Below are 22,865 nucleotides of genomic sequence, written 5' to 3' on the forward strand. Positions count from 1 at the left end.
CGACCTGGACGGCGCCGGAAACCGGGCGACGCAGCAGCACCGTCGGCTGCGTCGCGCGACCCGGGCCGAGCAGCGCGCCCGGATCACACCCTCCTTGTTCCCTGTCGACGGGTCGGACAATCACCCTTCGGGCCTGTTGCCCAGATTCGGCGCCAGCGGGGCCACCCCACCGGGTCGGTCAGCGCAGCGAGCCGGCCAGTTCACGGAGTTCGTTGTCCCGGGCGTCGCCGACGACGATCACCGTGCGGGTCGGCTCCAGCAGGACCAGCGCCTGCTGGTTTCCCCGGGCCGTGTAGAGCTGCCAGGTGCGCCCGGCCAGCTCGGTGGGGCCCTGCGGCTGGCCCTGACTGGTCAGCTCGGCGGGGAGCAGGCGGTCCGCCGGGACGCTGCTCTGCAGCAGTTGGACGCCCCGCCCCTCCGGTGTGAGGTAGCCGAGTCGCAGGTTCGCACCGTCCTCGACGGTCTGGTAGCGGGCGCTTACCGTCTTCCAGTCGCCGCCGAGCCCCTGCGGCTGGCTCACCGGAAAGACGTTCGCCGAACGTGCCTGCTCAATGGCGGGCGCCGGATCGACGGTGGTGGCCTGGTCGCCGCCGAGGAATCCCCGGTAGAACGCCAGCAGCAGCGCGATCGGGACGAGCAGCACCAGCAGCGAGATCGCCATGTCCTTCGGCGACCGCTCGGACTTGCCGGACACCGCCGGCGGCGGTGGGGTCGGGTCAGTCGCGGCGGGCTCACCACCGCGGCCGGCGGGGACGTCGGCCGGCGGCTGACCGTCGGGCGGCGTGCGGTCGGCGGGTACGCGGTCGGCTGGCTGTGCGGGTTCCACCCCCTTATCTTCGCAGCCGCCCGACCGGCGGTATCCGGGCCATCACCGCCCCGCGCCGACGCTCGGTCGGCCATCGTGTGAGGATCAGCGACAAAGCCGTCAGTGGGGGCCTCCCCGCCGCCGGTCGTCCCCGCACCGTCGCGAGGAGGAGTAGCCGTCATGACGAACACCAGGACGCGGATCCCACAGGATCTCGACCGAAACCTTGCCCTCGACCTGGTCCGGGTCACCGAGGCCGCGGCGATGGCCGCCGGCCGGTGGGTCGGCCGGGGCGACAAGGAGGGCGGCGACGGAGCCGCGGTCGACGCGATGCGCAAGCTGATCAACTCGATCCAGATGCGCGGTGTGGTGGTGATTGGCGAGGGCGAGAAGGACAACGCCCCGATGCTCTTCAACGGCGAACACGTCGGCGACGGCACGGGCCCGGAGGTGGACGTCGCCGTCGACCCGGTGGACGGCACCACCCTGATGAGCAAGGGCATGCCGAACGCGGTGGCGGTGCTCGCCGTCTCCGAGCGCGGTGCGATGTTCGACCCCAGCGCCGTGTTCTACATGGAGAAGCTCGCCGTCGGGCCGGCGTACGCCGACGTGATCGACATCAACGCCGGTGTGGCCGAGAACCTGCGCCGGATCGCCAAGGTCAAGGGCACCGACGTCTCCGAGGTGACCGTCTGCGTGCTGGACCGGAGCCGTCACGACGACCTGGTCGCACAGATCCGTCGCACCGGGGCGGGGATCCGGTTCATCTCCGACGGCGATATCGCGGGCTCCATCGCGGCGGCCCGGGGCGAGTCGGACGTCGACGTCCTGATGGGCATCGGCGGCACCCCGGAGGGCATCATCTCCGCGTGCGCGCTGAAGTGTATGGGCGGTGCGATGCAGGCCAAGCTGTGGCCGCGCGACGAGCAGGAGCGGGAGAAGGCGATCGCCGCCGGGCACGACCTGGACCGGGTGCTGGGCACCGACGATCTGGTCACCGGCGACAACTGCTTCTTCGTGGCGACCGGGGTCACCTCGGGCGACCTGCTGCGCGGGGTGCGTTACCGGGCGGGCGGCGCGTACACCCAGTCGATCGTCATGCGCTCGAAGAGCGGCACCATCCGGGTGATCGACTCGTACCACCGGCTGGAGAAGCTGGCGCTCTACTCCGCGGTCGACTTCGATGGTCGTCCGCTGGCCGAGCAGGAGTGACAGCCACCGACACGGCGACCCCGCAGACCCTGTCGGCCGCCCGCCGGATCACCGGCGTCGCGCTGGCGTCGGCCTCCGGGGTCGCGGTGGCGGTGCAGTCGCGAATCAACGGCGAGCTGGGGGTACGCCTCGACGACGGTTTCGCCGCCGCGGTCGTCTCGTTCGGCGTCGGTCTGCTGGTGCTGCTGGTGCTGGTGCCCGCGACCCCCGGTGGTCGGCGGGGGCTGGCCGCGACGCGGCGGGCCCTGCGGACCGGCACGCTGCGGCCCTGGCAGTGCCTCGGCGGGATGTGCGGAGCCTTCCTGGTGGCCACCCAGGGCCTCACCATCGGCACGTTGGGTGTGGCGGTCTTCACCGTGGCGGTGGTCGCCGGCCAGACCGGCAGCAGCCTCGCCGTGGACCGGGCCGGGATCGGGCCGACCGGCCGGCAGCCGGTCACCCGGCAGCGGCTGGCCGGCGCGGTGCTCACCGTGCTGGCGGTCGGCCTGGCGGTCGGCGACCGTCTTGGCGACCCGGGCGCGCTGGCGCTGGCCCTGCTACCGCTGCTCGCCGGGGTGGGTATCGCCTGGCAGCAGGCCGTCAACGGCCGGGTCCGGGCGGCGGCCGACAGTGCGTTGACCGCCACGCTTGTCAACTTCGCCGTCGGCACTGTCACCCTGCTCGTCGCGTTCGCGATCGACATCGCCGTACGCGGCTGGCCCGGCGGCCACCTGCCGACCGAGCCGTGGCTCTACCTGGGCGGCCCGATCGGCATCGTGTTCATCGCGATCGCCGCCGCGATCGTCCGCTTCACCGGTGTGCTGCTGCTCGGCCTGGCCACCATCGCCGGGCAGATCGTGGGCGCCGTCCTGCTGGACCTCATCCTCCCCACGGCGGCCTCGCACCCCGGTGTGAACACCCTGCTCGGGGCGGCGCTGACCATGGTGGCGGTACTGATCGCCGCGCTGGCGCCACCCGCCCGCCGCTGACCAAGCCCGTCCGCCGAACGGTCAGCCTGGCGGGACCTGTGGCGGGGAGGGCGGCCGGACCTGCGACGGGTAGGGCGGATCAGGCACCGCCGACGGGCGCGGAGGGTAGGGCGCATTCGGGTAGGGCGGGTAGGGCGGGCGCGGCGGGTACCGGCGCTCGAACCCACGGGCCGGGTCCACCAGCCCCGCGATCCGGGTGGCCAGCAGCACGCCCGGCACCGCGCCCAACAGGGCGAGCGGCACCGCGAACCGGGTCTGCGACGGGGTGCCGTGCAGCCAACCGATGAGCGGCAGCCCGGCCAGGACGGCGGTGAGCAGAAGCCCGGTCAGGGCCCACCTGATCCACCGGGGCAGGGCCCCCTGATAGGAGGCTCGGACGACCAGGGTCACCGCCGTCAGGAGGCACGCGGGCATCACGACGACCAGCAGGGCATCGAATGTCGTTGAGTCGTCGTTGCGCTCCCAGGCCAGGGCCAGCACGATCCCCACGGCCAGCATCACCCCGCTGCCGGCGATTCCCCACCAGCGTGGACCTCCGCCGCGGCGGATCGCCAGGTGCGCAGCGAGCAGGGTGACCGTGACACCGAGGGTCAGCGCGAGCGCGAAGGCGAGAAACGCGTCGGTGCCGCGGCCGGCGGGTCCGCCGCGCTCCAGCACGAGTGCATCGTCCGAGCGTGCCTCAGGTGAATCCCGCTGGCTGAGGAAGCCGGCCCGCCGCCACCCGCCGTCCGACCCTCGGCGCAGGAAGCCGTCCCGGCCGTTGGCGACCAGCACCTCGTGGCCGCCGTCGGCGGCGGGATAGACGATGAGATCACGGGAGGCGAAGTGCCGGCGAATGTCGCCCGGACTGTCGAACCGACGGGCGAACGCCTCGCGGCGCACGTCCGCCACCTCCCAGACTCTCCGCCACGTCGCACCGGCGTCGTCGCTCTGCTCCACCCGCAGGTGACCGGGGACCGCCCGGTAGCACCGCTGTGGCTGGGCCGGCACGCACGCCTGCCGCTGCCCGACCTCTGGACGGGACAACTGCTGTTGCTCGGCGGCTTCGGCGGGTCGCCAGGTGGTCCCCCCGTCCGCACTGACCGACCAGTTGCCGTCGGCCGGCTCGACCGGCCAGCTCTCGTTGTCGTAGCCCGAGCCGATCGAGACCGCCGGCTGACCGTCGAGCAGAGCGGTGCTCACCGCGTACGGATAGTGGATCACGCTGGTCGCGGCCACCGCCAACACCGCCGGTGGCAGCACCACCAGCAGCCGGACCAGCCGGGCGGTCCGTTGGCGGACCGGGCGGCGACGTGACCGCGTCCAACTCCACCAGGCCAGGCCGAGCGCCGGCAGGGTGAGCAGGTCGGTCCAGTCGGCCCGGACCAGCGACGGCCCGGCCAGCACGGTCCAGGCGGAGGAGACGAGTTCGGCGGCATACCCGCTGGATTTGACGACAGTGAACCCGGCGCCCACCGCGACCAGGCCGGCCACCGCGGCGGCCCGGGATGGCAGCCGTGGCACCAGGAGGGTCAGCAGCACCGCGACCAGCGGCGGGGCGAGCACCAGACCGGCGATATCGCTCAGCTTGCCGGTCACCAGGCCGGGGAAGGCCGCCTTCAGCACATGGTCGTTGACCAGCAGCAGGACCAGCGCGAACAGGCTGGCGGGGTGGCAGAGCCAGGAAAGCGTGGTGGGTGCGCCGTCCTGCGGTGTCGCGGAACCCGTCATGCCCTCAGGATCCGGTCGACCCGTCTCGATGCGGACTCAGGTCGGCCTGGGTCCGATACCGACGCTCAGCCGGCGTCGGAGGAGTGCCCGGGGAAGAGGTGTGCGCTCGGGTCGATGGCCACGGCCGCGTTGTTGACCGCCGTCGCCGCCTCACCGAAGCCGGTGGCGATCAGCCGGACCTTGCCCGGGTATTCGGTGATGTCACCCGCCGCGAAGACCCGGGGCAGGTTGGTGGCCATCGCGCTGTCGACCAGGATGTGCCGGCGGTCCAGCCGCAGCCCCCACTCGGCGAGCGGGCCCAGGTCGGCCGTGAAGCCGAGGGCGGCCACCACGACGTCCACCGGCAACGTCTCGGTAGCGCCGCCGCGTACGGTCACCTCGGCACCGGTCACCACGCCGTCCCCGAGGAGCCTGGTGACCTCGGCGTTGACCACCACCCGCACCGGCAGGGACAGCACCCGGGCGACAGTCGAGGCGTGGGCCCGGAACTTCTCCCGGCGGTGCACCAGGGTCACCGACCTGGCCAGCGGTTGCAGCGCCAGCGCCCAGTCGAATGCGGAGTCGCCGCCACCGACGATCAGCACGTCCCGATCGGTCAGCTCGGTCGGCTCGGTCACGAAGTAGACGATTCCCGAGCCGGGCGCGCCGTCGGCGCACGGCAACGGCCGAGGGCTGAAGCTGCCGAGCCCGCCGGTGACCACGATCGCGCCGCACGCGAGCTGCGCGCCACCGGCCAGGCCGAGCACCGGGCGACCGTCGGCGTACGCGAGCTTCTCCGCCCGGGTGCCGAGCAGGTACTGCGGACCGAACGGGGCCGCCTGGGCCACCAGGTTGGCCACCAGGTCGCGGCCCTTGACCGCGGGGAAACCGGCGACGTCGAGGATCAGCTTCTCCGGGTACATGGCGGTGACCTGACCGCCTGGCTCGGGCAACGCGTCGATCACCGCCACCGACAGCCCCCGGAACCCGGCGTAGTACGCGGCGAAGAGGCCGGCCGGACCGGCCCCGATCACGGCGACATCGACCTCGCGCATGGCGTACCGTCGCTTTCCGCTCACGGATCAACGCGTGCTGATCTCGACCGTAAGCGGGCGGCGACGGTCGGGCAAGCACCTTCCAGAGGCACGCCGGAGAATCGCCTCAGGGCAGGCTGAGCGTGGAGCCCGAGTAGTCCGGGCCGCCCGCGGCGGGTCGCCGCCGACGGAACAGGACCGCCGCCACCACCCCGCCGAGCAGGCCGAACAGGTGCCCCTGCCAGGAGATCCGCTCATCGGTGGGGAGGATGCCGACCAGCTGCCAGCCGTAGAGCAGGCCGACCAGGAGGAAGACAGCGAAGTTCCACCAGCTGCGCTCGACGATGCCCCGGGTGAGCAGGATGCCCAGGTAGCCGAAGATGACACCGCTGGCGCCGACCACCACCGAGTTGGGTGAGCCGGTGAACCACACGCCGAGCCCGCTGACCAGGATGATGACCAGGGTCGACCAGAGGAAACGGCGGGCGCCGGCGGCGAGGACGAAGGTGCCCAGCAGGATCAGCGGGATGCTGTTGCTGTAGAGGTGGTCGAAGCCGTGGTGCAGGAACGGGGAGAAGAAGACCCCGTCCAGCCCGTCGATGCGCTGCGGGATGATGCCGGCGGTGGCGTCCAGGCCGAACGCGAGCCCCTGGTCGACGGCCTCGATGAGAAAGAGAAACGGGACCACCGCGCACATGGCGACGAACGCCCGGCCGAGCGCGGCGTAGAACGCCTCGGTGCCGAACCGGTAGGGGTCGCCGCTTGACGGGTGCAGGGTCACTCCACAACTGCTATCAGCAAAAGCGGCCGACCGCCACTCACGTCCCGTCCGGGTACGCGCGAAGGCGGGGCGAGTGGAGAGCCACCTGCCCCGCCTTCGAGAGCCGTCAGTAGTGGTTGTTGTTCTGGAAGTAGGTCCAGGCGCCGCAGGGCGTCTTGTACCTGCCCTTGATGTAGCCCAACCCCCACTTGATCTGCGTGGCCGGGTTGGTCCGCCAGTCGGACGCGATGGAGCCCATCTTGCTGCCCGGCAGAGACTGCGGGATGCCGTACGCACCGGACGAGGAGTTGCTGGCCTTGTGGTTCCAGCCGCTCTCCTTGGTCCAGAGCTTCTCCAGGCAGGGGAACTCGGCGATGCCGAAGCCCGCGCTGATCATCAGCGCGCAACCGGTCTTGCGGTTGCCGCTGTACTCGGCGCAGGACGCCGGGATCGGCCCGTCGTACGGCTTGGCGGGCGCGTTGGCGGCGGCACGTTCGCGCTTGCGGGACGCCGCGGCGGCCTCGGCCCGGCGGGCCCGCTCGGCGGCTTCCTTGGCGGCCTGCTTCGCCCGCAGCTTGGCCTGGTACTCGGCGGCCCGCTGCTTGGAGAACTGCACCTGGTGGGCGGCCTGCCGCTCGCGCTGGTACGCGAGGTCGGCCCGGTCGACCTCGAGACTGACCTGCTCGGTCAGACCCTGTTGCTGGGTTTCCCGGTCTTCGCCCAGGTAGAAGCCACCGGCAACGCCCACGGAGAGCAGCGCTACAGCAGCCGTACGGGCGCCCAACCGGCTCCACAGCCGACTCACGAAGTGGTCCCTTCGTCGGGAGCAAGGACGTGGCGCGGCGCAGACCACAGGTGGGCCGTCAGCCGTGCCACGAGCGCCCCGACCGGTTGCCGGTCGCGCCGACGCACCGACCTTCGCTGATGTTGTCCGTCTCGGGACGAACGATCGCCAACGATTCCGGTGGTGCATGGACGCTCGTGGGACACGATTGCGCACAGTGAGGCTGATGGGAAACCAACCAGCCTGTTTGTGATCTGTGCCACACCAAAAATGCGGACATAAGCCCACATAAGGCCCGTCAGATTGGGATGTCCTCCAGGAGGTCGGTGACCATCGCGGCGATCGGCGACCGCTCCGAACGGCTGAGGGTGACGTGCGCGAAGAGCGGATGGCCCTTGAGCGCTTCGATGACAGCCGTCACCCCGTCGTGCCGGCCGACCCGCAGATTGTCCCGCTGGGCCACGTCGTGGGTGAGCACCACCCGGGAGCCCTGCCCGATCCTGGACAGCACGGTCAGCAGCACCCCGCGCTCCAGCGACTGGGCCTCGTCCACGATCACGTATGCGTCGTGCAGGCTGCGCCCGCGGATGTGGGTCAGCGGCAGCACCTCCAGGATGCCCCGTGAGGTGACCTCCTCCAGCACGTTCTCGTGCACCACCGCGCCGAGCGTGTCGAAGACCGCCTGGGCCCACGGCGACATCTTCTCCGACTCCGAGCCCGGCAGGTAGCCCAACTCCTGGCCACCGACGGCGTACAGCGGGCGGAAAACGATCACCTTCTTGTGCCGGCGGCGCTCCATCACCGCCTCCAGCCCGGCGCAGAGCGCCAGCGCCGACTTGCCGGTGCCGGCCCGGCCACCCAACGAGACGATCCCGATCGACTCGTCCAACAGCAGGTCGAGAGCGATTCGCTGCTCGGCCGAGCGGCCGTGCAGCCCGAACGCCTCCCGGTCGCCCCGGACCAGACGCACCGACTTGTCCGGCAGCACCCGACCGAGCGCGGAGCCACGCCCCGAGTGCAGCACCAGACCGGTGTGGCAGGGCAGCCCGGCCGCCTCGTCGAGATCGAGCGTCTCGCCGGCGTACAGCTGGCCGATCTGCTCCTCGCTCAACTCCATCTCCGACATGCCGGTCCAGGTCGGGTCGCTGGCCTGGCCGTGGCGGTACTCGTCGGCACGCAGACCTACCGAGGCCGCCTTGACCCGCAACGGCATGTCCTTGCTGACCAGGGTCACCTCCCGCCCTTCGGCGGCGAGGTTGAGCGCGACGGAGAGGATCCGGGCGTCATTGCTCTCGGTGCGGAAACCGGGCGGCAGGACGCCGTCGTCGGTGTGGTTGAGCTCCACCCGCAGGGTGCCGCCGACGTCGTTGGCGGGCACCGGGCGGTCGAGTCGGCCGTGCCGAACCCGCAGGTCGTCGAGCATCCGCAGCGACTGCCGGGCGAACCAGCCCAGCTCCGGATGGTGCCGCTTGCCTTCCAGCTCGGTGATGACCACCAGAGGTAGCACCACCTCGTGCTCCGCGAACCGGTGGAACGCCGCCGGATCGGAGAGCAGCACCGACGTGTCCAGGACAAAGGCCTGGCCGGCTGGTCGTGGCTCCTTGGGGTCGGCCGGCGCGGTGGCCGCCGAACGGCGGCTCCTGGTGGCTCGGCGGGGCGTGGCAGTCGCGGCCGGGGTCTGGTCGGCACCGGCGATGGTACGGCGAGTCGTCACAGGCCTGCTCCGACGGATGGGCACCCGCCACCCGTGTTCCGCCTCCTCCGGTGCCCGGGGACACGGGGTCGGATGCGGAACCCCATGCGCGAGGTCGCAGATCCGGGCGGACCGGCTGGCTCGGGAGAACCCCGTGCCATGCCTAGACGCTAGCCCCGCCTGACCTTCCCGGCTAGAGGCCGAACGTGGATCTCCCAAGACGCGCTCATGAACAGCGCTCCGTCGACGTTCTCACCAGCCGTGAGACCGGCGGTGAACGCGGCGGACCCGGCCGGGATGCATGCCCCCTGCGCGCATCCCGGCCGGTGGGGCCACCGTCACCGGTCTGACCGTGACCCCGACGGTGCGTGTCCGCCGCGGACGACGCACCGCGCTCGTGGTGCCGGTCGGCGGGGCAGCCCCCGCCGACCGACCTCAACCGGTACGTCGGACGAGCGTGCCGGTCGGGTGCCGCCCGGTGATCGGGGCGGCCGGCGCGCTGAACGACGAGCCGGTGTACGTGGTGCCGGGGCGTTCGACGGCGCCGGCGGAGCGGACCACGCCCGCAGGCGAGACCGACAGGGCCGAGGCGATCGCCGCCTGGGCGTCCCGACGACGCCGGTTCCAGGCGCCCCGGTCACCGTCGAAGTAACCCTGCCGGTAACCGAAGCGGTAGCCGATGCGGTAGCTGAGCTGCCCGTGCAGCCGGCCGGCCGCGTAACTGGTGGCACCGAGCACCAGGACGAGGAACACCGCGAGAAACGGGCTCATCGGGCAGCTCCGGCCCAGCCGGGACGCCAGGTCATCGCTCCTCCGGCTCGATCGTGGTGGGGTCGGCGACGAGCAGCCGGTCCAGGTCGTCGGTGCTGACCTCCTCGACCAGCTCGACGCTGATCCGGCAGCCGTCCAGCACGACCTCGGCCACCGAGGACCGGCGGATCTCGCCGCCGGCGTCGTAGACCCGGACGCTCAGCTCCGGGCAGCCGAGATGGGTACGCCAGGCGTTCCACTCGGCACGATCACCGACGCTCAGCGACAGGTAGCGGCAGCCTCGGGCCAGGTAGAGACGCCAGGGGGCGGTCAGCCCCGCGGCGACCCCCTCGGCGATCAGCCCGAAGGCCTGGGCGCGGGTGGCGAGCTCGGTCACCACGACCCCCTGGCACCGGGGGCGTGACGCATGTGAGCACCAATCGTCTCATGCACGTGACACACCGTAGATTGTCCCATGGGCGTGACAGTATCAGCTTTTCGTCCGCTTACGTTTGCCACTACGTTCATCTATTCTGCCCGCGTGACACCCCTCAACAGTGGCACTGACTCGTTTACCGGAAATCCGAACGCCTCGTCACGTCTGCGTGACAGTGGCGAGCCGGGGCGCGCACCCGCAGCCGGCTGGCCGTACCGTCACGGAGTGACCGAGACGGCCAATGCGCGGAAGATCGCCTTCGCCACCTTCGTCCGGCGGGCCCTGGACGAGGCACGGGCGACCCGAGCCTGGAGCGGCACCGAGGTGTCCCGGCGCACCGGCGTCTCCCGGCAGACCATCAACCGCTGGGTCCGGGGCGACTGGGCCAGCGACCCGGAGGCCGAGCGGGTGGTCGCCTTCTGCGAGGGCCTGGGGTTGAACCCGGCCGCCGCCTTCGCCGCACTCGGCTGGGACCGCGCCGCGGCCGGCCCCCGCACCGGCCAGGCCGCCCCTCCGATGGACCCAGACGTGGAGGCGCTGCTGCGCCGTCTGGTCGATCCGCAGGTGTCGGACGCGGAGAAGTTCCACATCCGCGAAACCATCAGATACCTCGCATACCGCCCAACGTTGCCGGTCGATGTCCGAAAAAGGGGCAATCAGGCAGGCTAGTTCCTCAGATAGCGAAAGAACGCCTGGTCAGGTTCATTCGTTTGCCTCCGGGGCTGGAACGGGCACGCTAGCGTCCCTATTCGTACTGCTTGGGCTCGTCATCGGCGGGGGGACGGGACAAGGCCGAACCCAGCCCTGCGGGACAGAAGGAGGGGTCTGTCCATGACCCTGAAGTGGTTGGCAGTCGTGGTTGCAACGGTGTCGGTGACACTGTGGGCGACCGGCAACACGGTGACCCTCGCGGTCGACGGCGGGCAGCTGCCGCTGCTCGTCAACCTCTTTGCGCTCATCACCGCCGGCACCGCGGTCGTCCTGGCCGTCGTCGCCGAGCTGCACGAGCGTCTCAACAACCGAATCAGCGCGCTCACCGAGTTCCTGGTGGCACGGCTCAACGAGATCGAGAATCACACCGGCGATCGCAACACCGGGTTCGTGGAGGGCTACCTGTTGAGCCACGGCCAGGAGGCGGCAGTGGTGCCGTTCGGCCGGCGCGGACGAGGAGCCGCCGAACGCTGATCGCCTACCGCTCAATGGGTCCGCTCGGCCAGGAATGAGCCTGGATCGCCGGGGTACGCTGACGCGCGTGCCGCCGTTGAATCTGGGCAATCAGCAGCCGAGAACCCCGTTGAACGCCGACCAGGCCTGGCGGATAACCGCCAGCCGGGCGGCCGGGACCGTGCTCTTCTTCGACTTCGACGGCACGCTCGCGCCCGTCGACGACGATCCGACCGCGGTACGCCCGGCGCCCAAGGCGTTGGCCGCGATCGAGGCGCTCGCCCCGGTCGTGCAGCGGGTCGCGATCGTCTCCGCCCGACCCGTCGAGTTCCTTCGGGACCAGCTCGGCGGGCTCGCTGGCGTGGACCTCTATGGCCTCTACGGCCTGGAGCACAGCCACTCCGGCGGCGAGACAGTCACCGAGCCGGCCGCGCTGCCCTGGGTGCCGACGATGGCGGAGCTGGCCGACCTGGCTCGGGCGGAACTGCCGCCCGGCACGCTCGTGGAGTACAAGCGGCTCTCGGTCGCGCTGCACTGGCGTACCGCCCCGCAACTCGGCCCGACCGTGCAGCAGTGGGGGCAGGCGCAGGCCGACCGTCTGGGGTTGCGCTCGCAGGCCGGGCGGATGGTGCTGGAGCTCAAGCCTCCAGTCGACCGGGACAAGGGCATGGTGATCGGCGAGGCGATCAAGGGTGCCACCGGCGCCTGGTACTTCGGCGACGATGTCTCCGACATCAAGGCCTTCGCCGCGCTACGCGCTCGCGCCGCCGCCGACCCGGACTTCCTCGGTATCTGCGTGGCGGTGGCCAACCCGGAGACCGGGCACGAGGTGGCCAACGCCGCCGACCTGACCATCGAGTCGCCGGCCGCCCTGGGCGACTTCCTCACCCGGGCGCTGACCCACCTGCCCTGACCGGGCGGCGACCGACGACGTCGCCGCGGGGTCAGGCCCCGTAGCGGCGTTGTCTGGTGGCGTACGAGCGCAGGGCCCGCAGAAAGTCGATGTGCCGGAAGTCCGGCCAGTTGAGCTCGCAGAAGTAGAACTCCGAGTGCGCGGACTGCCAGAGCATGAAACCGGACAGCCGCTGCTCGCCGCTGGTGCGGATGACCAGGTCCGGGTCGGGCTGGCCCCGGGTGTAGAGGTGCTCGGCGATGTGCTCGACGTCCAGCACCTCGGCCAACTCCTCTATCGTGCCCCCGGTGGCGGCGTGCTCAAGCAGCAGCGAACGGACCGCGTCGGTGATCTCCCGGCGACCGCCGTAGCCCACCGCGATGTTGACCTCCGCGCCGCCGGTGCGCTCGCGGGTGCGCTCCTCGGCGCCCTTGAGCGCCGCCGCGGTCTGCGCCGGCAGCAGGTCGAGCGCCCCGACGATGCGCAGTCGCCAGGGGTTGCCCTCCTCGGAGAGCTCCACCACCAGATCCTCAATGATCTTGAGGAGCGGGTCCAGCTCGGCGGCCGGTCGGCGCAGGTTGTCGGTGGCCAGCAGGTAGAGAGTCACGTGCCCGACCCCTGCCTGGTCACACCAGCCGAGGACATGCTTGATCTTCGCCGCGCCGACCCGGTGCCCGTCGTTCGGGTCGACGAAGCCCATCTCCCTCGCCCATCGGCGGTTGCCGTCGCACATCACCCCGACGTGCCGGGGCACCGGCTTACCCGCGAGCTTCGCCGTGAGCCGGCGCTCGTACACGGAGTAGATAAGGTTCCGCAGCGTCATCACCTAGCAGCGTAGCGACCCTTCAGCCAGTTCACTGCCTCGGAGCCCCAACCCCGCCGCCCAGACCTGCGCCGATCAGTGCGAGCGTACGAGCGGTGAGGCGTCCGTCACCCAGCCCCAACTCGACCACGTCGTAGAACACCCGGTCGTCCCGACGGGCGGCCCGGACCGCCGCGTCCACCACCCGGCGTCGCCGGGCCAACCAGGCCGCGACCGAACTGTGCCGCAGGTGGGTGCCGAGGCGGCGACGCAACCCGTCGGCGTAGCGGCCAGCCGCGCCCTCGGGCGACCGGGCCGCCGCCGACCCGGCGAGCGCGCCGGAGAGCAACGCGTAGAAGATCCCCTCCCCGGTGAACGGATTGATCAGTGACAGGGCATCCCCCGCCAGCAGGGTGCGCCCCCGCCCCGGTGACGGCCGGTGGGTGGAGAGCGGCAGGTGATGGGCCCGCAACGCGGTCACGGTCGCCAGATCGGTGCCGGGCAGCAGGGCGGCCAGCCGGTCCAGCAGGTACGCGCGGCTCAGCGGCTCACCGCGCAGGACCTCCCCGTAGCCGACGTTCGCCCGTCCGTCACCGATCGGAAACGACCAGGCGTACGCCGGCCAACGCGCCTTCGAGGTGACGATGAGCTGCTCGGACGGGCCGGGCAGAGCCGGGGCGTACCCCCGGATGGCCAGCGCGAGGTGCCGATCGGGGTTCTGCGGATGGCCGAGCGCCCGACGTACCACCGAACCGGCGCCGTCCGCGCCGATCACCACCCGACCGGACACCTGCCCGTCGAGCACCACCCGGTCGGCGCGCGGCTCGACCTGACGCACGGTGTGCCGGCGAAGCTGCGCGCCGGCGGCCACCGCGGCCGCCACCAGCCGCGCGTCGAAAACCTCCCGGGGCACTGTGTACGCGGGTCGGGGCAGCGCCCGAGCCACTGCACCGCCACCGGGCGAGATCATGCGTAGCGCCGGCAGCGGCGCATAGCCCGCCACCGCCTCGGTCACCCCCAGCTCGGCGAGCACGTCCACCGAGTGCGCGGCGATCCCGTCACCACACGCCTTGTCCCGAGGAAAATCGGCCCGGTCCAGCAGCAGCACGCTGGCACCGGCCCGGCGCGCCGTCAGCGCGGCTGCCGCCCCGGCCGGCCCTGCCCCCACCACCACCACGTCGAACTCGTCGCCCACCGCGCGCCTCCCGTCAGCCCGAAGCGGCGCGACACGGTCTCGCACCGACGACAACCACCCACGCCGCACCGGCGCCGACCGTGGTGACCGCCGCCATGCCCATCCTCCCCCACACACCCCTCGGGCAACGGCCGCCGTGCGCGGCGTTGCCGCCGCCCACCACCACGCGATCTTGCAGTTTGTGTGGACGTTCTGCGAAGGATGCACCTTTTATCACCGCAGAAAGCGCAAGATCGGCGATCCGTGGGGCGGGGCGCGGGACGCGGTCAGGCTGGGGCGGCGTCGGGGGTGCGGGCGGCGCGGCGTAGGCCGTAGAGGGCCAGCCCGGCGGCGGCGAGCAGGGGTGCGCCGTCGCGGATCAGGCCGTCCACGCCCAGCAGCCACCAGCACAGCGGCAGGTCCACGGCGAGTACGGCCACCGTGACGACGACCAGCAGGCCACGCGCCCAGTCCTTGCCCCGCATCAGGAACGCGGTGCAGAACAGCACCGCGTAGCTGGCAGTGACGCCCGCACCGAACCAGAACAGCACGGCCGGCACCGCGGTCAGCCGACCGTCCAGGATGGAACCTCCGGCCACCAGGGCCGGCACCAGCATCAGCGGGCTGTAGGTGAAGGCCGCCACCCGGCTGGTCAACAACCAGGCACTGGCCTGTGGTCGGCGTGGAGGGGTCTCCCGCCAGGAGATGCCGTCCCGGTCGATGACGAGGCGTGGACGGTGCCGGACCAGGTGCCCGGCCAACGCCGACGAGCGGTAGAGCAACCAGACCACAGCGACACAGAGCGCCGTGAGAATGGCGAAGCCGATCAGGCCGGGCAGTGGCGGCACCCCCTGCCGGGGCACGATGAGCCGGCCGACCGCGAAGATCGTGGTGACGGCGAGGATCAGCCCGAACGGGCGGGCCACCGTACGACCCCGTCGCACGTGCCCGATCAGCAGCAGAAAGCCGAACGAGCGCAGCATGGCCCAGCCGGTCCGTACGGCCAGCCCGAATCCCTGCTCCGGGGCGTACCACCAGTTGAGCAGCTCGACCACGACGGTGGCCGCCGCCGTCGTCGCGAGCAGGATGGTGAGGACCCGGACTGCGGACGGCCGCCGGACCTGGGTCTCGGCGGCCGTCCTCATGAAATCCGATGTTGCCCGCGAAGGGTCTCGTTCACACCTACCGCTGCGGCTGCGCGGCGTCCAGGCGGGCGCGCAGCGCGTCCAGCTCGGCCCAGAGCACGCCCGGCAGCTTGTCACCGAACTTCTCAAACCACTCGGTGATCATCGGCAGCTCGTTGCGCCACTCGTCCGGGTCGACCTTCAGCGCGATCCGAACATCCTCCGGGGTCATGTCCAGGCCCTCGACGTCCAGGGCGTCCGGAGCGGGGACCATGCCGACCGGCGTCTCGACCGCGCCGGCAGTGCCCTCGATCCGCTCGACGACCCACTTGAGCACCCGGGAGTTCTCCCCGAAGCCCGGCCAGAGGAACGAGCCGTCCGGGTCCTTGCGGAACCAGTTGACGTAGTAGATCTTGGGCAGCTTCGCCTCGTCGCCGTCGGCGCCCTTGCCCATCTCGATCCAGTGCCGGAAGTAGTCACCGGCGTGGTAGCCGATGAACGGCAGCATCGCCATCGGGTCCCGCCGGACCACGCCGACGGCGCCGGACGCAGCGGCGGTGGTCTCCGAGGAGAGCGTGGCGCCCATGTAGACGCCGTGCACCCAGTCGCGGGCCTCGGTCACCAGCGGGATGGTGTCCTTGCGGCGTCCGCCGAAGAGGATCGCGTCGATCGGCACCCCGTTGGGGTCGAAGTACTCGTCGGCGAGGATCGGGCACTGGGTGATCGGGGTGCAGAACCGGCTGTTGGCGTGGGAGGACAGGCTGTCGCTCTCCGGCGTCCAGTCGTTGCCCTTCCAGTCGATCAGGTGTGCCGGCGGCTCGCCCATGCCTTCCCACCAGACGTCGCCGTCGTCGGTGAGGCCGACGTTGGTGAAGACGGAGTTGCCACGGTCCAGCGTGCGCATGGCGTTGGCGTTGGTCTTCCAGTCGGTGCCGGGCGCGACGCCGAACAGGCCGTACTCGGGGTTGACGGCGTAGAGGCGGCCGTCCGGGCCGAATCGCATCCAGGCGATGTCGTCGCCGATGGTCTCGACCTTCCAGCCGGGAATTGTCGGCTCCACCATGGCGAGGTTGGTCTTGCCGCAGGCAGACGGGAACGCGCCGGCGATGTGGTAGGTCTTGCCCTCCGGCGAGGTGATCTTGAGGATCAGCATGTGCTCGGCGAGCCAGCCCTCGTCCCGGCCCATCACGCTGGCGATCCGCAGCGAGTAGCACTTCTTGCCCAGCAGCGAGTTGCCGCCGTAACCCGAGCCGTACGACCAGATCTCCCGGCTCTCCGGGAAGTGCGAGATGTACTTGGTGTCGTTGCACGGCCAGGCGACATCCTGCTGGCCGGGGGCGAGCGGGGCGCCGATCGAGTGCAGCGCGTGCACGAAGTCCGCGTCGTCACCCATGGCCTCGAGGACCCGGGCGCCCATCCGCGTCATGATGCGCATCGAGGCGACCACGTACGGGCTGTCGGTGATCTCGACACCGAACATCGGCGACTCGGCCTCGACGGGCCCCATGACGAACGGGATGACGTACATGGTGCGACCGCGCATGGAGCCCCGGTACAAATCCGTCATCGTCCGCTTCATCTCGGCCGGCGCCATCCAGTTGTTGGTGGGGCCGGCGTCCGCCTCGTCGACGGAACAGATGTAGGTGCGCTCCTCGACCCGGGCGACGTCCGTCGGGTCGGTGCGTGCGTAGAACGAGTTGGGCTTCTTCTCCGGGTTGAGCCGGATCAGGGTGCCGGCCTCGACCAGCTCATCGGTGAGGCGGCGCCACTCCTCGTCGGACCCGTCCACCCAGACGACACGGTCGGGGGTGGTCAGTTCCGCGACCTCACGGACCCAGGCGAGCAGTTTCGGATGGGACGTCGGGGCCTGATCAATACCCCGCACAACAGCCGGAGCAACCATGACACATCTCCTTGTGGTCGACGCTGACCGATCTATGGGATGCACGAGACTCGGCGGCGCGATGCGTCGCCTTCGTGGAAACCTGGGATTGGCCTCAGCGTAAACCGGGCAGCCTTCCGAGTCAGTGGGACAGGTTGTGAAGAACTGCACAAGCTACGGCCTCGCTGCGGCATCACGAGCTGATACCCGCTTTCCCGCGCAGTTTCACGCAAATCTTGTCGAGCACCCCGGCGGACGCTTGTTGCGGTCGGGCCGTGGACCTGCCCCGCCGACCGGTGCGGTGATTCCCGTTCCTCGGCGGCTCAGTCCTCCCAATTGGCTACGCTCTGTGCGGTGGTTACGTACGCGGCGCTGGGCCCCTCCGGGAGGCCACGCCCGCTTGCCGTTGCTACCCCTCTGACTGGCCGGCAGCCGGTAGGCTCCCTCCGTGGCCGCCACGATGACCGGGGAACAACCGGGTCCCCGGCAGACCCGACGGGGTCTCGTCGGCATACTCCTCGACCGCTTCGGTCACCTCATCCGCGAGATGAGCAAGTTCGCCACCGTGGGTGGTTTCGCCTTCCTCGTCGACTTCGCGCTCTTCAACTACCTGACGAGCAAGCACGGCGTCGAAGAGCTGACGGCGAAGACGATCTCCACCGTGATCGCGGCGTCCGTCGCCTTCGTGGGCAACCGGTTCTGGACGTGGCGGCACCGTCAGCGCAACAACGCGGCGCGCGAGTACGCGCTCTTCTTCTTCTTCAACGCGGTCGGTCTCGGCATCACGGTGGCCTGCCTCGCGCTCAGCCGCTACGGGCTCGGAGCCATCTGGCCGGCGGTGTTCCAGACGCGCCTGGCGGACAATCTCGCCAGCTACATCGTCGGCACGGGATTCGCCACGCTGTTTCGATTCTGGTCGTACCGGCGGTTCGTCTTCGTCGAAGCGGGAACCCCGACCCTTCCGCAGGTGAATCCCGACCGTGACCACGGGGCGTGACCTGCCGCCCACCTCGTTCGGCCGGTGATCGCCGGCCGCACCGACTGCCCTAAGGTGTTTCGCATGCGTCTTGTCCGCCTGCTGCCTGAGCGCTGGCAGAAGTTCATCCACGAGGCGCTCAAGTTCGGCATCGTCGGCGGCATCAACACCGTCATCAATTACGCGGTGTTCAATGCCCTTGCACTGACTGTTTTCGTCAACGGTCAGTTGAAGGCGACCGTGATCGCGACGATCGTCGCCACCATCACGTCGTACCTCATGAATCGGCACTGGACGTACCGCGATCGCCCGAAATCGGCGCTTCGCCGGGAATATCTCCTTTTCTTCCTTTTTAACGGCGCCGGCCTGCTCATTGAGCTGGGAGCCGTGGCGGCGGCCAAGTACGGCCTCGGCGTACACGGCCTACTGGCGCTGAATCTCGCCAAGACCGTCGGCGTCATGCTGGCCACGCTGTTCCGGTTCTGGTCATACCGCACCTTCGTCTTCCAGCCCGTCGCACCGGCCGAGGACGAGGCCACGAAGCCCGACTCCACCTGGCACGACATTCCGCGCGACGAGTGGGACACCATGGCGGAGATGGACCCGGTCGCCGAGTTGGCGGAATCGGTGTCCGAGCTGGAGGAGGCGGAGTCGGCGCAACGCCTCGACTCCCCAGCCGGCGCACCGGCTCAGGGCCGGCCCCCGCGGCTGAGCGTCAGCCCCGCCGTCGACCTGGACGCGGAACTCGCCGCGGAGCTGCACGTCAGCACCCGCCGCGCGCCCCGCCGGTGACGACCCCCGACGCCCGCTCGGGCACGGGGCGACCGGCCGAGCTGTTCTTCGAGGATCTCGTCCCGGGGCTCACCGTCGACCTCGGCGTGGTCACCGTGGACGCCGACGAGATGGTCGCCTTCGCCCGCCGCTTCGACCCGCAGTGGTACCACGTCGACCCCGACCTGGCCGCGGAGAGCCGACACGGCGGTCTGATCGCCAGCGGCTTCTACACGGTCAGCCTGTTCATGCGCGCGTACGTCGACCACCTGCTGTCCCGGGCCGCCGCGGACGCGTCCCCCGGCCTGGAGGAGCTGCGTTGGCTGGCCCCGGTGCGGGCCGGCGACCGGCTCGCGGTCCGGGTCGACGTGATGGGCGCCCGGCCGTCGACCGCCCGCCCCGGGCTCGGCACCGTCAGCCTCACCGGCACCATGCTGCGCCTCGGCCCGGACGACCGGCCCGAGCAGGAGGTGCTGCGGACCCGCTTCCGTGGCTGGTTCGCCGTGCGACCGGTCGAGGCCGACCCCGCCGAAGCCGAAGCCGCCCCGACCGACGCTGACCAGACCGGAGCTGACCAGCCCGACAGCGGCCCGACCGCAGCGGATCCGTCCACCGTCGGGTCGTCCGACGGCGACCCGACGCAGAGCAGCGGCTCACCCGAGGCCCAACGACCCGACTGACCCGCCCCCGGCAGTGCGGCAGGGGCGGGTCCCAACCATCCGGTTCAGGTAGTGGTGTCGCGCAGCGGCTTGCCGTCCTGCATGTCGGCGAGCATGTCGCGCATCTCGCCATCGCCCAGCGAGTGCTTGTCGTGCTGTGCCTCGACCAGCTCGTACAGGGTGGTCTGCACCTTCCCGACGTCCGGCACGTCGCGGAGGACCGACTGGCCGCGCTCACCTGCCGACTCGATGGTGAGCGTCCCGCAGCCGAGCAGACGCTCGACGAAACGCTGGTTCATCGAGTGGTCGTTGACCCGGGCGAGCGGGAGATCCCGCCGGTCCCGGGAGAACACACCCTGCTGAAGCAGGACCCGCTCGTTAGTGAACAGGTAGTGGGTGGTGCGCCAGACCAGGAACGGCCACAGGCCGAGCCAGAGCACCGCGACCAGGGCGATCGCCCCGATCACGGCCAGCGCGATCGAACCGCCGCCACTCTCGGGCAACAGGAGCACGCCGACCACCACCGCGGCGATGGCCAGCACCAGCACCGCGATCGGCCGGATCAACGCCTTCCAGTGCGGATGTAGGTGCAGCACGACGTGCTCGTCCTCGGTGAGCACGTCTTCAGGAAACGCCACGGGAACCTCCAACGCGATTTTCTAGACGCGCAGACGGTAAACCCCCCAAGCCCCACCACAACATCCGCCGCGCGGGCCCACTCGGCTCTTCGTGATCTTGCCCGTCCTCAGCGGAGGTGCAGGACGTCCCCGGCGGCCAGGGTTCGGGCGCCGGTTGACGTGGTGACCATCAGCTGGCCGTCCGGGTCCACTCCGGTGGCGGTGCCGGTCAGGGAATCGCCGTTGGGGAGCAGAACGCGTACCTCGCGGCCGATCGTCGCGCAGGCCGCCAGGTAGGCGTCGCGCAGGCCGCTGGCCACGGCGTCGCCGCCCGCCGAACGCCAACGGTCGTACCAGTCGGCGACCGCCCGCAGCAGCGCCCGCAGCAGCGGATCCCGATCGGTGGCCACCGCGCCGGCCAGCTGGAGCGAGGTGGCCGGCAGCCCGGTCGGATTCACCGGCAACTCGTCGGCGCGCAGCGTCACGTTGAGCCCGATGCCCAGCACGATCGCCGGCGGTTGGTCCGGCACCCGTCCGGGCACCGCCTCGGCAAGCACGCCAGCGCACTTCGCGTCGTCGATCAGCAGGTCGTTCGGCCACTTGAGGGTGGCTTCCAGCTCGGCCAGCCGGGCCACCGCCTCGACCAGCGCCACGCCGGCCAGCAACGGCAGCCACCCGTACCCCGTGGGTGTCGCCGGCAGCCAGCCGCGGTCCGGCACGGCCTCGCCGGGCCGCAGCAGGACGCTCGTCGCGATGCCGGCCCGCGCCGGCGACTGCCAGACCCGACCGCGCCGGCCGCGCCCTTCGGTCTGCCGCTCGGCGACCACGACCAGGCCCTCGGGCTCGTCGGCCCGGGCGGCCTCGGCCACGTCGGCGTTTGTGGAGCCGGTCTCGGCACGCAGCTCCAGCCGGGCCCACGGCCCGTTCGGCGCGGTCAACGCGCGGCGCAGCCGGGCCGCCGACAGCGGCGGCCGGTCCAGATCGGTGTACGGGGAGCCCGACATTCCGCCAGCCTACGGCGGTGCTCCGGTCGACACTGAGGCGTACTGCACAGCGGCACCCACCTGAACCATCGTTATATTCCCTGGGTGACTACCGAGACCGGGACCAACATGCACAGCACCGCGGGCAAGCTGGCGGACCTGGAGCGCCGGGTCGACGAGGCGGTGCACGCCGGGTCGGCCCGCGCCGTGGAGAAGCAGCACGCACGCGGCAAGAAGACCGCCCGCGAGCGGATCGAGATGCTGCTCGACGAGGGCTCCTTCGTCGAACTCGACGGGCTGGCCCGGCACCGGTCGACCGCCTTCGGGCTGGAGAAGAACCGCCCGTACGGCGACGGCGTGGTGACCGGCTACGGCACGGTCGACGGCCGGCAGGTGTGCGTCTTCGCGCAGGACTTCACGGTCTTCGGTGGCTCGCTCGGCGAGGTCTTCGGCGAGAAGATCGTCAAGGTGATGGACCTGGCCATGAAGATCGGCTGCCCGGTGGTCGGCATCAACGACTCCGGCGGCGCGCGCATCCAGGAGGGCGTCGTCTCGCTCGGCCTCTACGGCGAGATCTTCTTCCGCAACGTGCGGGCCTCCGGCGTCATCCCGCAGATCTCGCTGGTGATGGGGCCCTGTGCCGGCGGCGCGGTCTACTCCCCGGCGGTCACCGACTTCACAGTGATGGTCGACCAGACCTCGCACATGTTCATCACCGGCCCCGACGTGATCAAGACGGTGACGGGCGAGGACGTCGGCATGGAGGAGCTGGGCGGCGCGCGTACGCACAACTCCCGCAGCGGCAACGCGCACTACCTCGCCAGCGACGAGGAGGACGCTGTCGACTACGTCAAGGCGCTGCTGTCGTACCTGCCGTCGAACAACCTCGACGAGCCGGTCGTCGTCGAGGCCCCCGCCGAGCTGGCGATCAGCGACGAGGACCGGGAGTTGGACACCCTGATCCCGGACTCGGCCAACCAGCCGTACGACATGCACACCGTCCTCGAGCACGTCCTCGACGACGGAGAGTTCCTGGAGGTCCAGCCGCTCTACGCGCAGAACATCGTGGTCGGCTACGGCCGGGTCGAGGGACGACCGGTCGGTGTGGTGGCCAACCAGCCGATGCACTTCGCCGGCACCCTGGACATCGCCGCCTCGGAGAAGGCAGCCCGCTTCGTTCGCACCTGCGACGCGTTCAACATCCCGGTGCTGACCTTCGTGGACGTGCCCGGCTTCCTGCCCGGCACCGGTCAGGAGTGGGACGGCATCATCCGCCGGGGCGCGAAGCTCATCTACGCGTACGCCGAGGCGACCGTCCCGAAGGTCACCGTGATCACCCGCAAGGCGTACGGCGGGGCGTACGACGTGATGGGCTCCAAGCACCTCGGCGCGGACCTGAACTTCGCCTGGCCGACAGCGCAGATCGCGGTGATGGGCGCGCAGGGCGCGGTGAACATCCTCTACCGCTCCGAGTTGGCCGGCGCCGAGGACCCGGCGGCGGTCCGGGCCGAGAAGATCGCCGAGTACGAGGACACACTGGCCAACCCGTACGTGGCCGCCGAGCGCGGGTACATCGACTCGGTGATCGCTCCGCACGAGACGCGCACCCAGATCGTCCGGGCGCTGCGCGTCCTGCGCACCAAGCGGGAGACCCTGCCGCCCAAGAAGCACGGCAACATCCCGCTCTGAT

At 70.8% G+C, this 22,865-nt stretch carries 23 protein-coding genes; 9 read left to right on the forward strand and 14 right to left on the reverse strand.

Features of this window, described 5'->3' with window-relative positions:
* Positions 1-178 precede the first annotated feature (178 nt).
* Positions 179-826 (reverse strand): DUF4245 domain-containing protein, encoded by a 648-nt coding sequence (locus FB453_RS03070; protein WP_112620123.1) that lies wholly within the window; start codon positions 824-826, stop codon positions 179-181.
* A 159-nt stretch (positions 827-985) separates the two neighbouring features.
* On the opposite strand from FB453_RS03070, the gene glpX reads away from it, so the two are divergent.
* A complete protein-coding gene (gene glpX / locus FB453_RS03075) occupies positions 986-2,017 on the forward strand; it encodes a class II fructose-bisphosphatase (RefSeq protein WP_091394313.1) in 1,032 nt (343 codons plus the stop codon).
* Positions 2,014-2,985, forward strand: coding sequence for a DMT family transporter (locus FB453_RS03080; RefSeq protein WP_091394316.1), 972 nt, complete (start codon positions 2,014-2,016; stop codon positions 2,983-2,985). The genes glpX and FB453_RS03080 overlap by 4 nt, the downstream gene beginning before the upstream one ends.
* A 21-nt stretch (positions 2,986-3,006) precedes the next feature.
* On the opposite strand, the gene FB453_RS33995 is transcribed toward FB453_RS03080, so the two are convergent.
* The 7 genes from FB453_RS33995 to FB453_RS03115 form a co-directional block, all read right to left on the reverse strand.
* Positions 3,007-4,695 carry a hypothetical protein gene (locus tag FB453_RS33995; protein WP_186718020.1) on the reverse strand — a complete coding sequence of 563 codons (1,689 nt, stop codon included), beginning with the start codon at positions 4,693-4,695 and terminating at the stop codon, positions 3,007-3,009.
* Between the two features lie 65 nt (positions 4,696-4,760).
* Positions 4,761-5,729: an NAD(P)/FAD-dependent oxidoreductase gene (locus tag FB453_RS03090; protein ID WP_145787844.1), complete on the reverse strand. Its 969-nt coding sequence runs from the start codon at positions 5,727-5,729 to the stop codon at positions 4,761-4,763.
* A 106-nt stretch (positions 5,730-5,835) separates the two neighbouring features.
* A complete protein-coding gene (locus tag FB453_RS03095; RefSeq protein ID WP_145787332.1) occupies positions 5,836-6,489 on the reverse strand; it encodes a rhomboid family intramembrane serine protease in 654 nt (217 codons plus the stop codon).
* Between the two features lie 106 nt (positions 6,490-6,595).
* The gene (locus FB453_RS03100; protein ID WP_112581925.1) at positions 6,596-7,273 is read right to left on the reverse strand and encodes an aggregation-promoting factor C-terminal-like domain-containing protein; all 678 of its coding nucleotides are present in this window, start codon (positions 7,271-7,273) and stop codon (positions 6,596-6,598) included.
* A gap of 277 nt (positions 7,274-7,550) precedes the next feature.
* On the reverse strand, positions 7,551-8,966 hold the full coding sequence (gene phoH2 / locus FB453_RS03105) for an RNA 5'-3' helicase PhoH2 (RefSeq protein ID WP_112581923.1): 1,416 nt from the start codon (positions 8,964-8,966) through the stop codon (positions 7,551-7,553).
* Between the two features lie 414 nt (positions 8,967-9,380).
* Positions 9,381-9,716, reverse strand: a complete 336-nt coding sequence (locus FB453_RS03110; protein WP_091394339.1) for a hypothetical protein — start codon at positions 9,714-9,716, stop codon at positions 9,381-9,383.
* A 31-nt stretch (positions 9,717-9,747) separates the two neighbouring features.
* Positions 9,748-10,092, reverse strand: coding sequence for a hypothetical protein (locus FB453_RS03115; RefSeq protein WP_030328857.1), 345 nt, complete (start codon positions 10,090-10,092; stop codon positions 9,748-9,750).
* A 264-nt stretch (positions 10,093-10,356) separates the two neighbouring features.
* Here FB453_RS03115 and FB453_RS03120 point away from each other — a divergent pair, with 264 nt between their 5' ends.
* The 3 genes from FB453_RS03120 (at position 10,357) to otsB (ending at position 12,208) form a co-directional block, all read left to right on the forward strand.
* Positions 10,357-10,800 (forward strand): XRE family transcriptional regulator, encoded by a 444-nt coding sequence (locus FB453_RS03120; RefSeq protein ID WP_091394342.1) that lies wholly within the window; start codon positions 10,357-10,359, stop codon positions 10,798-10,800.
* Positions 10,801-10,962: 162 nt separating this feature from the next.
* The gene (locus FB453_RS03125) at positions 10,963-11,316 is read left to right on the forward strand and encodes a hypothetical protein (protein ID WP_091394345.1); all 354 of its coding nucleotides are present in this window, start codon (positions 10,963-10,965) and stop codon (positions 11,314-11,316) included.
* A gap of 67 nt (positions 11,317-11,383) precedes the next feature.
* Positions 11,384-12,208 (forward strand): trehalose-phosphatase, encoded by an 825-nt coding sequence (otsB, locus tag FB453_RS03130; protein WP_145787335.1) that lies wholly within the window; start codon positions 11,384-11,386, stop codon positions 12,206-12,208.
* A 31-nt stretch (positions 12,209-12,239) separates the two neighbouring features.
* Here otsB and FB453_RS03135 read toward each other — a convergent pair whose 3' ends face one another.
* The 4 genes from FB453_RS03135 to FB453_RS03150 all read right to left on the reverse strand — a co-directional run bounded on the left by FB453_RS03135 (position 12,240) and on the right by FB453_RS03150 (position 17,190).
* Positions 12,240-13,010, reverse strand: a complete 771-nt coding sequence (locus tag FB453_RS03135; RefSeq protein WP_091394347.1) for an isoprenyl transferase — start codon at positions 13,008-13,010, stop codon at positions 12,240-12,242.
* Between the two features lie 31 nt (positions 13,011-13,041).
* Entirely contained in the window at positions 13,042-14,229 is a 1,188-nt protein-coding gene (locus FB453_RS03140; protein ID WP_486480139.1) for a geranylgeranyl reductase family protein, read from the reverse strand.
* A 221-nt stretch (positions 14,230-14,450) separates the two neighbouring features.
* On the reverse strand, positions 14,451-15,308 hold the full coding sequence (locus FB453_RS03145; protein WP_145787338.1) for a hypothetical protein: 858 nt from the start codon (positions 15,306-15,308) through the stop codon (positions 14,451-14,453).
* 37 nt (positions 15,309-15,345) lie between these two features.
* Positions 15,346-17,190, reverse strand: a complete 1,845-nt coding sequence (locus FB453_RS03150; RefSeq protein WP_112581919.1) for a phosphoenolpyruvate carboxykinase (GTP) — start codon at positions 17,188-17,190, stop codon at positions 15,346-15,348.
* A 439-nt stretch (positions 17,191-17,629) separates the two neighbouring features.
* Between FB453_RS03150 and FB453_RS03155 the strand changes: the two genes are divergently transcribed.
* The 3 genes from FB453_RS03155 to FB453_RS03165 all read left to right on the forward strand — a co-directional run bounded on the left by FB453_RS03155 (position 17,630) and on the right by FB453_RS03165 (position 19,596).
* A complete protein-coding gene (locus FB453_RS03155) occupies positions 17,630-18,166 on the forward strand; it encodes a GtrA family protein (RefSeq protein WP_112679150.1) in 537 nt (178 codons plus the stop codon).
* A gap of 63 nt (positions 18,167-18,229) precedes the next feature.
* Positions 18,230-18,937, forward strand: a complete 708-nt coding sequence (locus FB453_RS03160; protein WP_145787846.1) for a GtrA family protein — start codon at positions 18,230-18,232, stop codon at positions 18,935-18,937.
* On the forward strand, positions 18,934-19,596 hold the full coding sequence (locus FB453_RS03165) for a MaoC/PaaZ C-terminal domain-containing protein (protein WP_222431301.1): 663 nt from the start codon (positions 18,934-18,936) through the stop codon (positions 19,594-19,596). Before FB453_RS03160 ends, FB453_RS03165 begins: the two co-directional genes overlap by 4 nt.
* Before the next feature lie 44 nt (positions 19,597-19,640).
* On the opposite strand, the gene FB453_RS03170 is transcribed toward FB453_RS03165, so the two are convergent.
* Both FB453_RS03170 and FB453_RS03175 read right to left on the reverse strand, forming a co-directional pair.
* A complete protein-coding gene (locus FB453_RS03170) occupies positions 19,641-20,213 on the reverse strand; it encodes a PH domain-containing protein (protein ID WP_112581918.1) in 573 nt (190 codons plus the stop codon).
* 107 nt (positions 20,214-20,320) lie between these two features.
* Positions 20,321-21,196, reverse strand: a complete 876-nt coding sequence (locus tag FB453_RS03175; RefSeq protein ID WP_112581916.1) for a biotin--[acetyl-CoA-carboxylase] ligase — start codon at positions 21,194-21,196, stop codon at positions 20,321-20,323.
* Between the two features lie 84 nt (positions 21,197-21,280).
* On the opposite strand from FB453_RS03175, the gene FB453_RS03180 reads away from it, so the two are divergent.
* The gene (locus FB453_RS03180; RefSeq protein WP_145787339.1) at positions 21,281-22,864 is read left to right on the forward strand and encodes an acyl-CoA carboxylase subunit beta; all 1,584 of its coding nucleotides are present in this window, start codon (positions 21,281-21,283) and stop codon (positions 22,862-22,864) included.
* The last annotated feature ends 1 nt before the right edge of the window (position 22,865 follow it).

The sequence above is a fragment of the Micromonospora sp. CNZ322 genome, assembly GCF_007827755.1.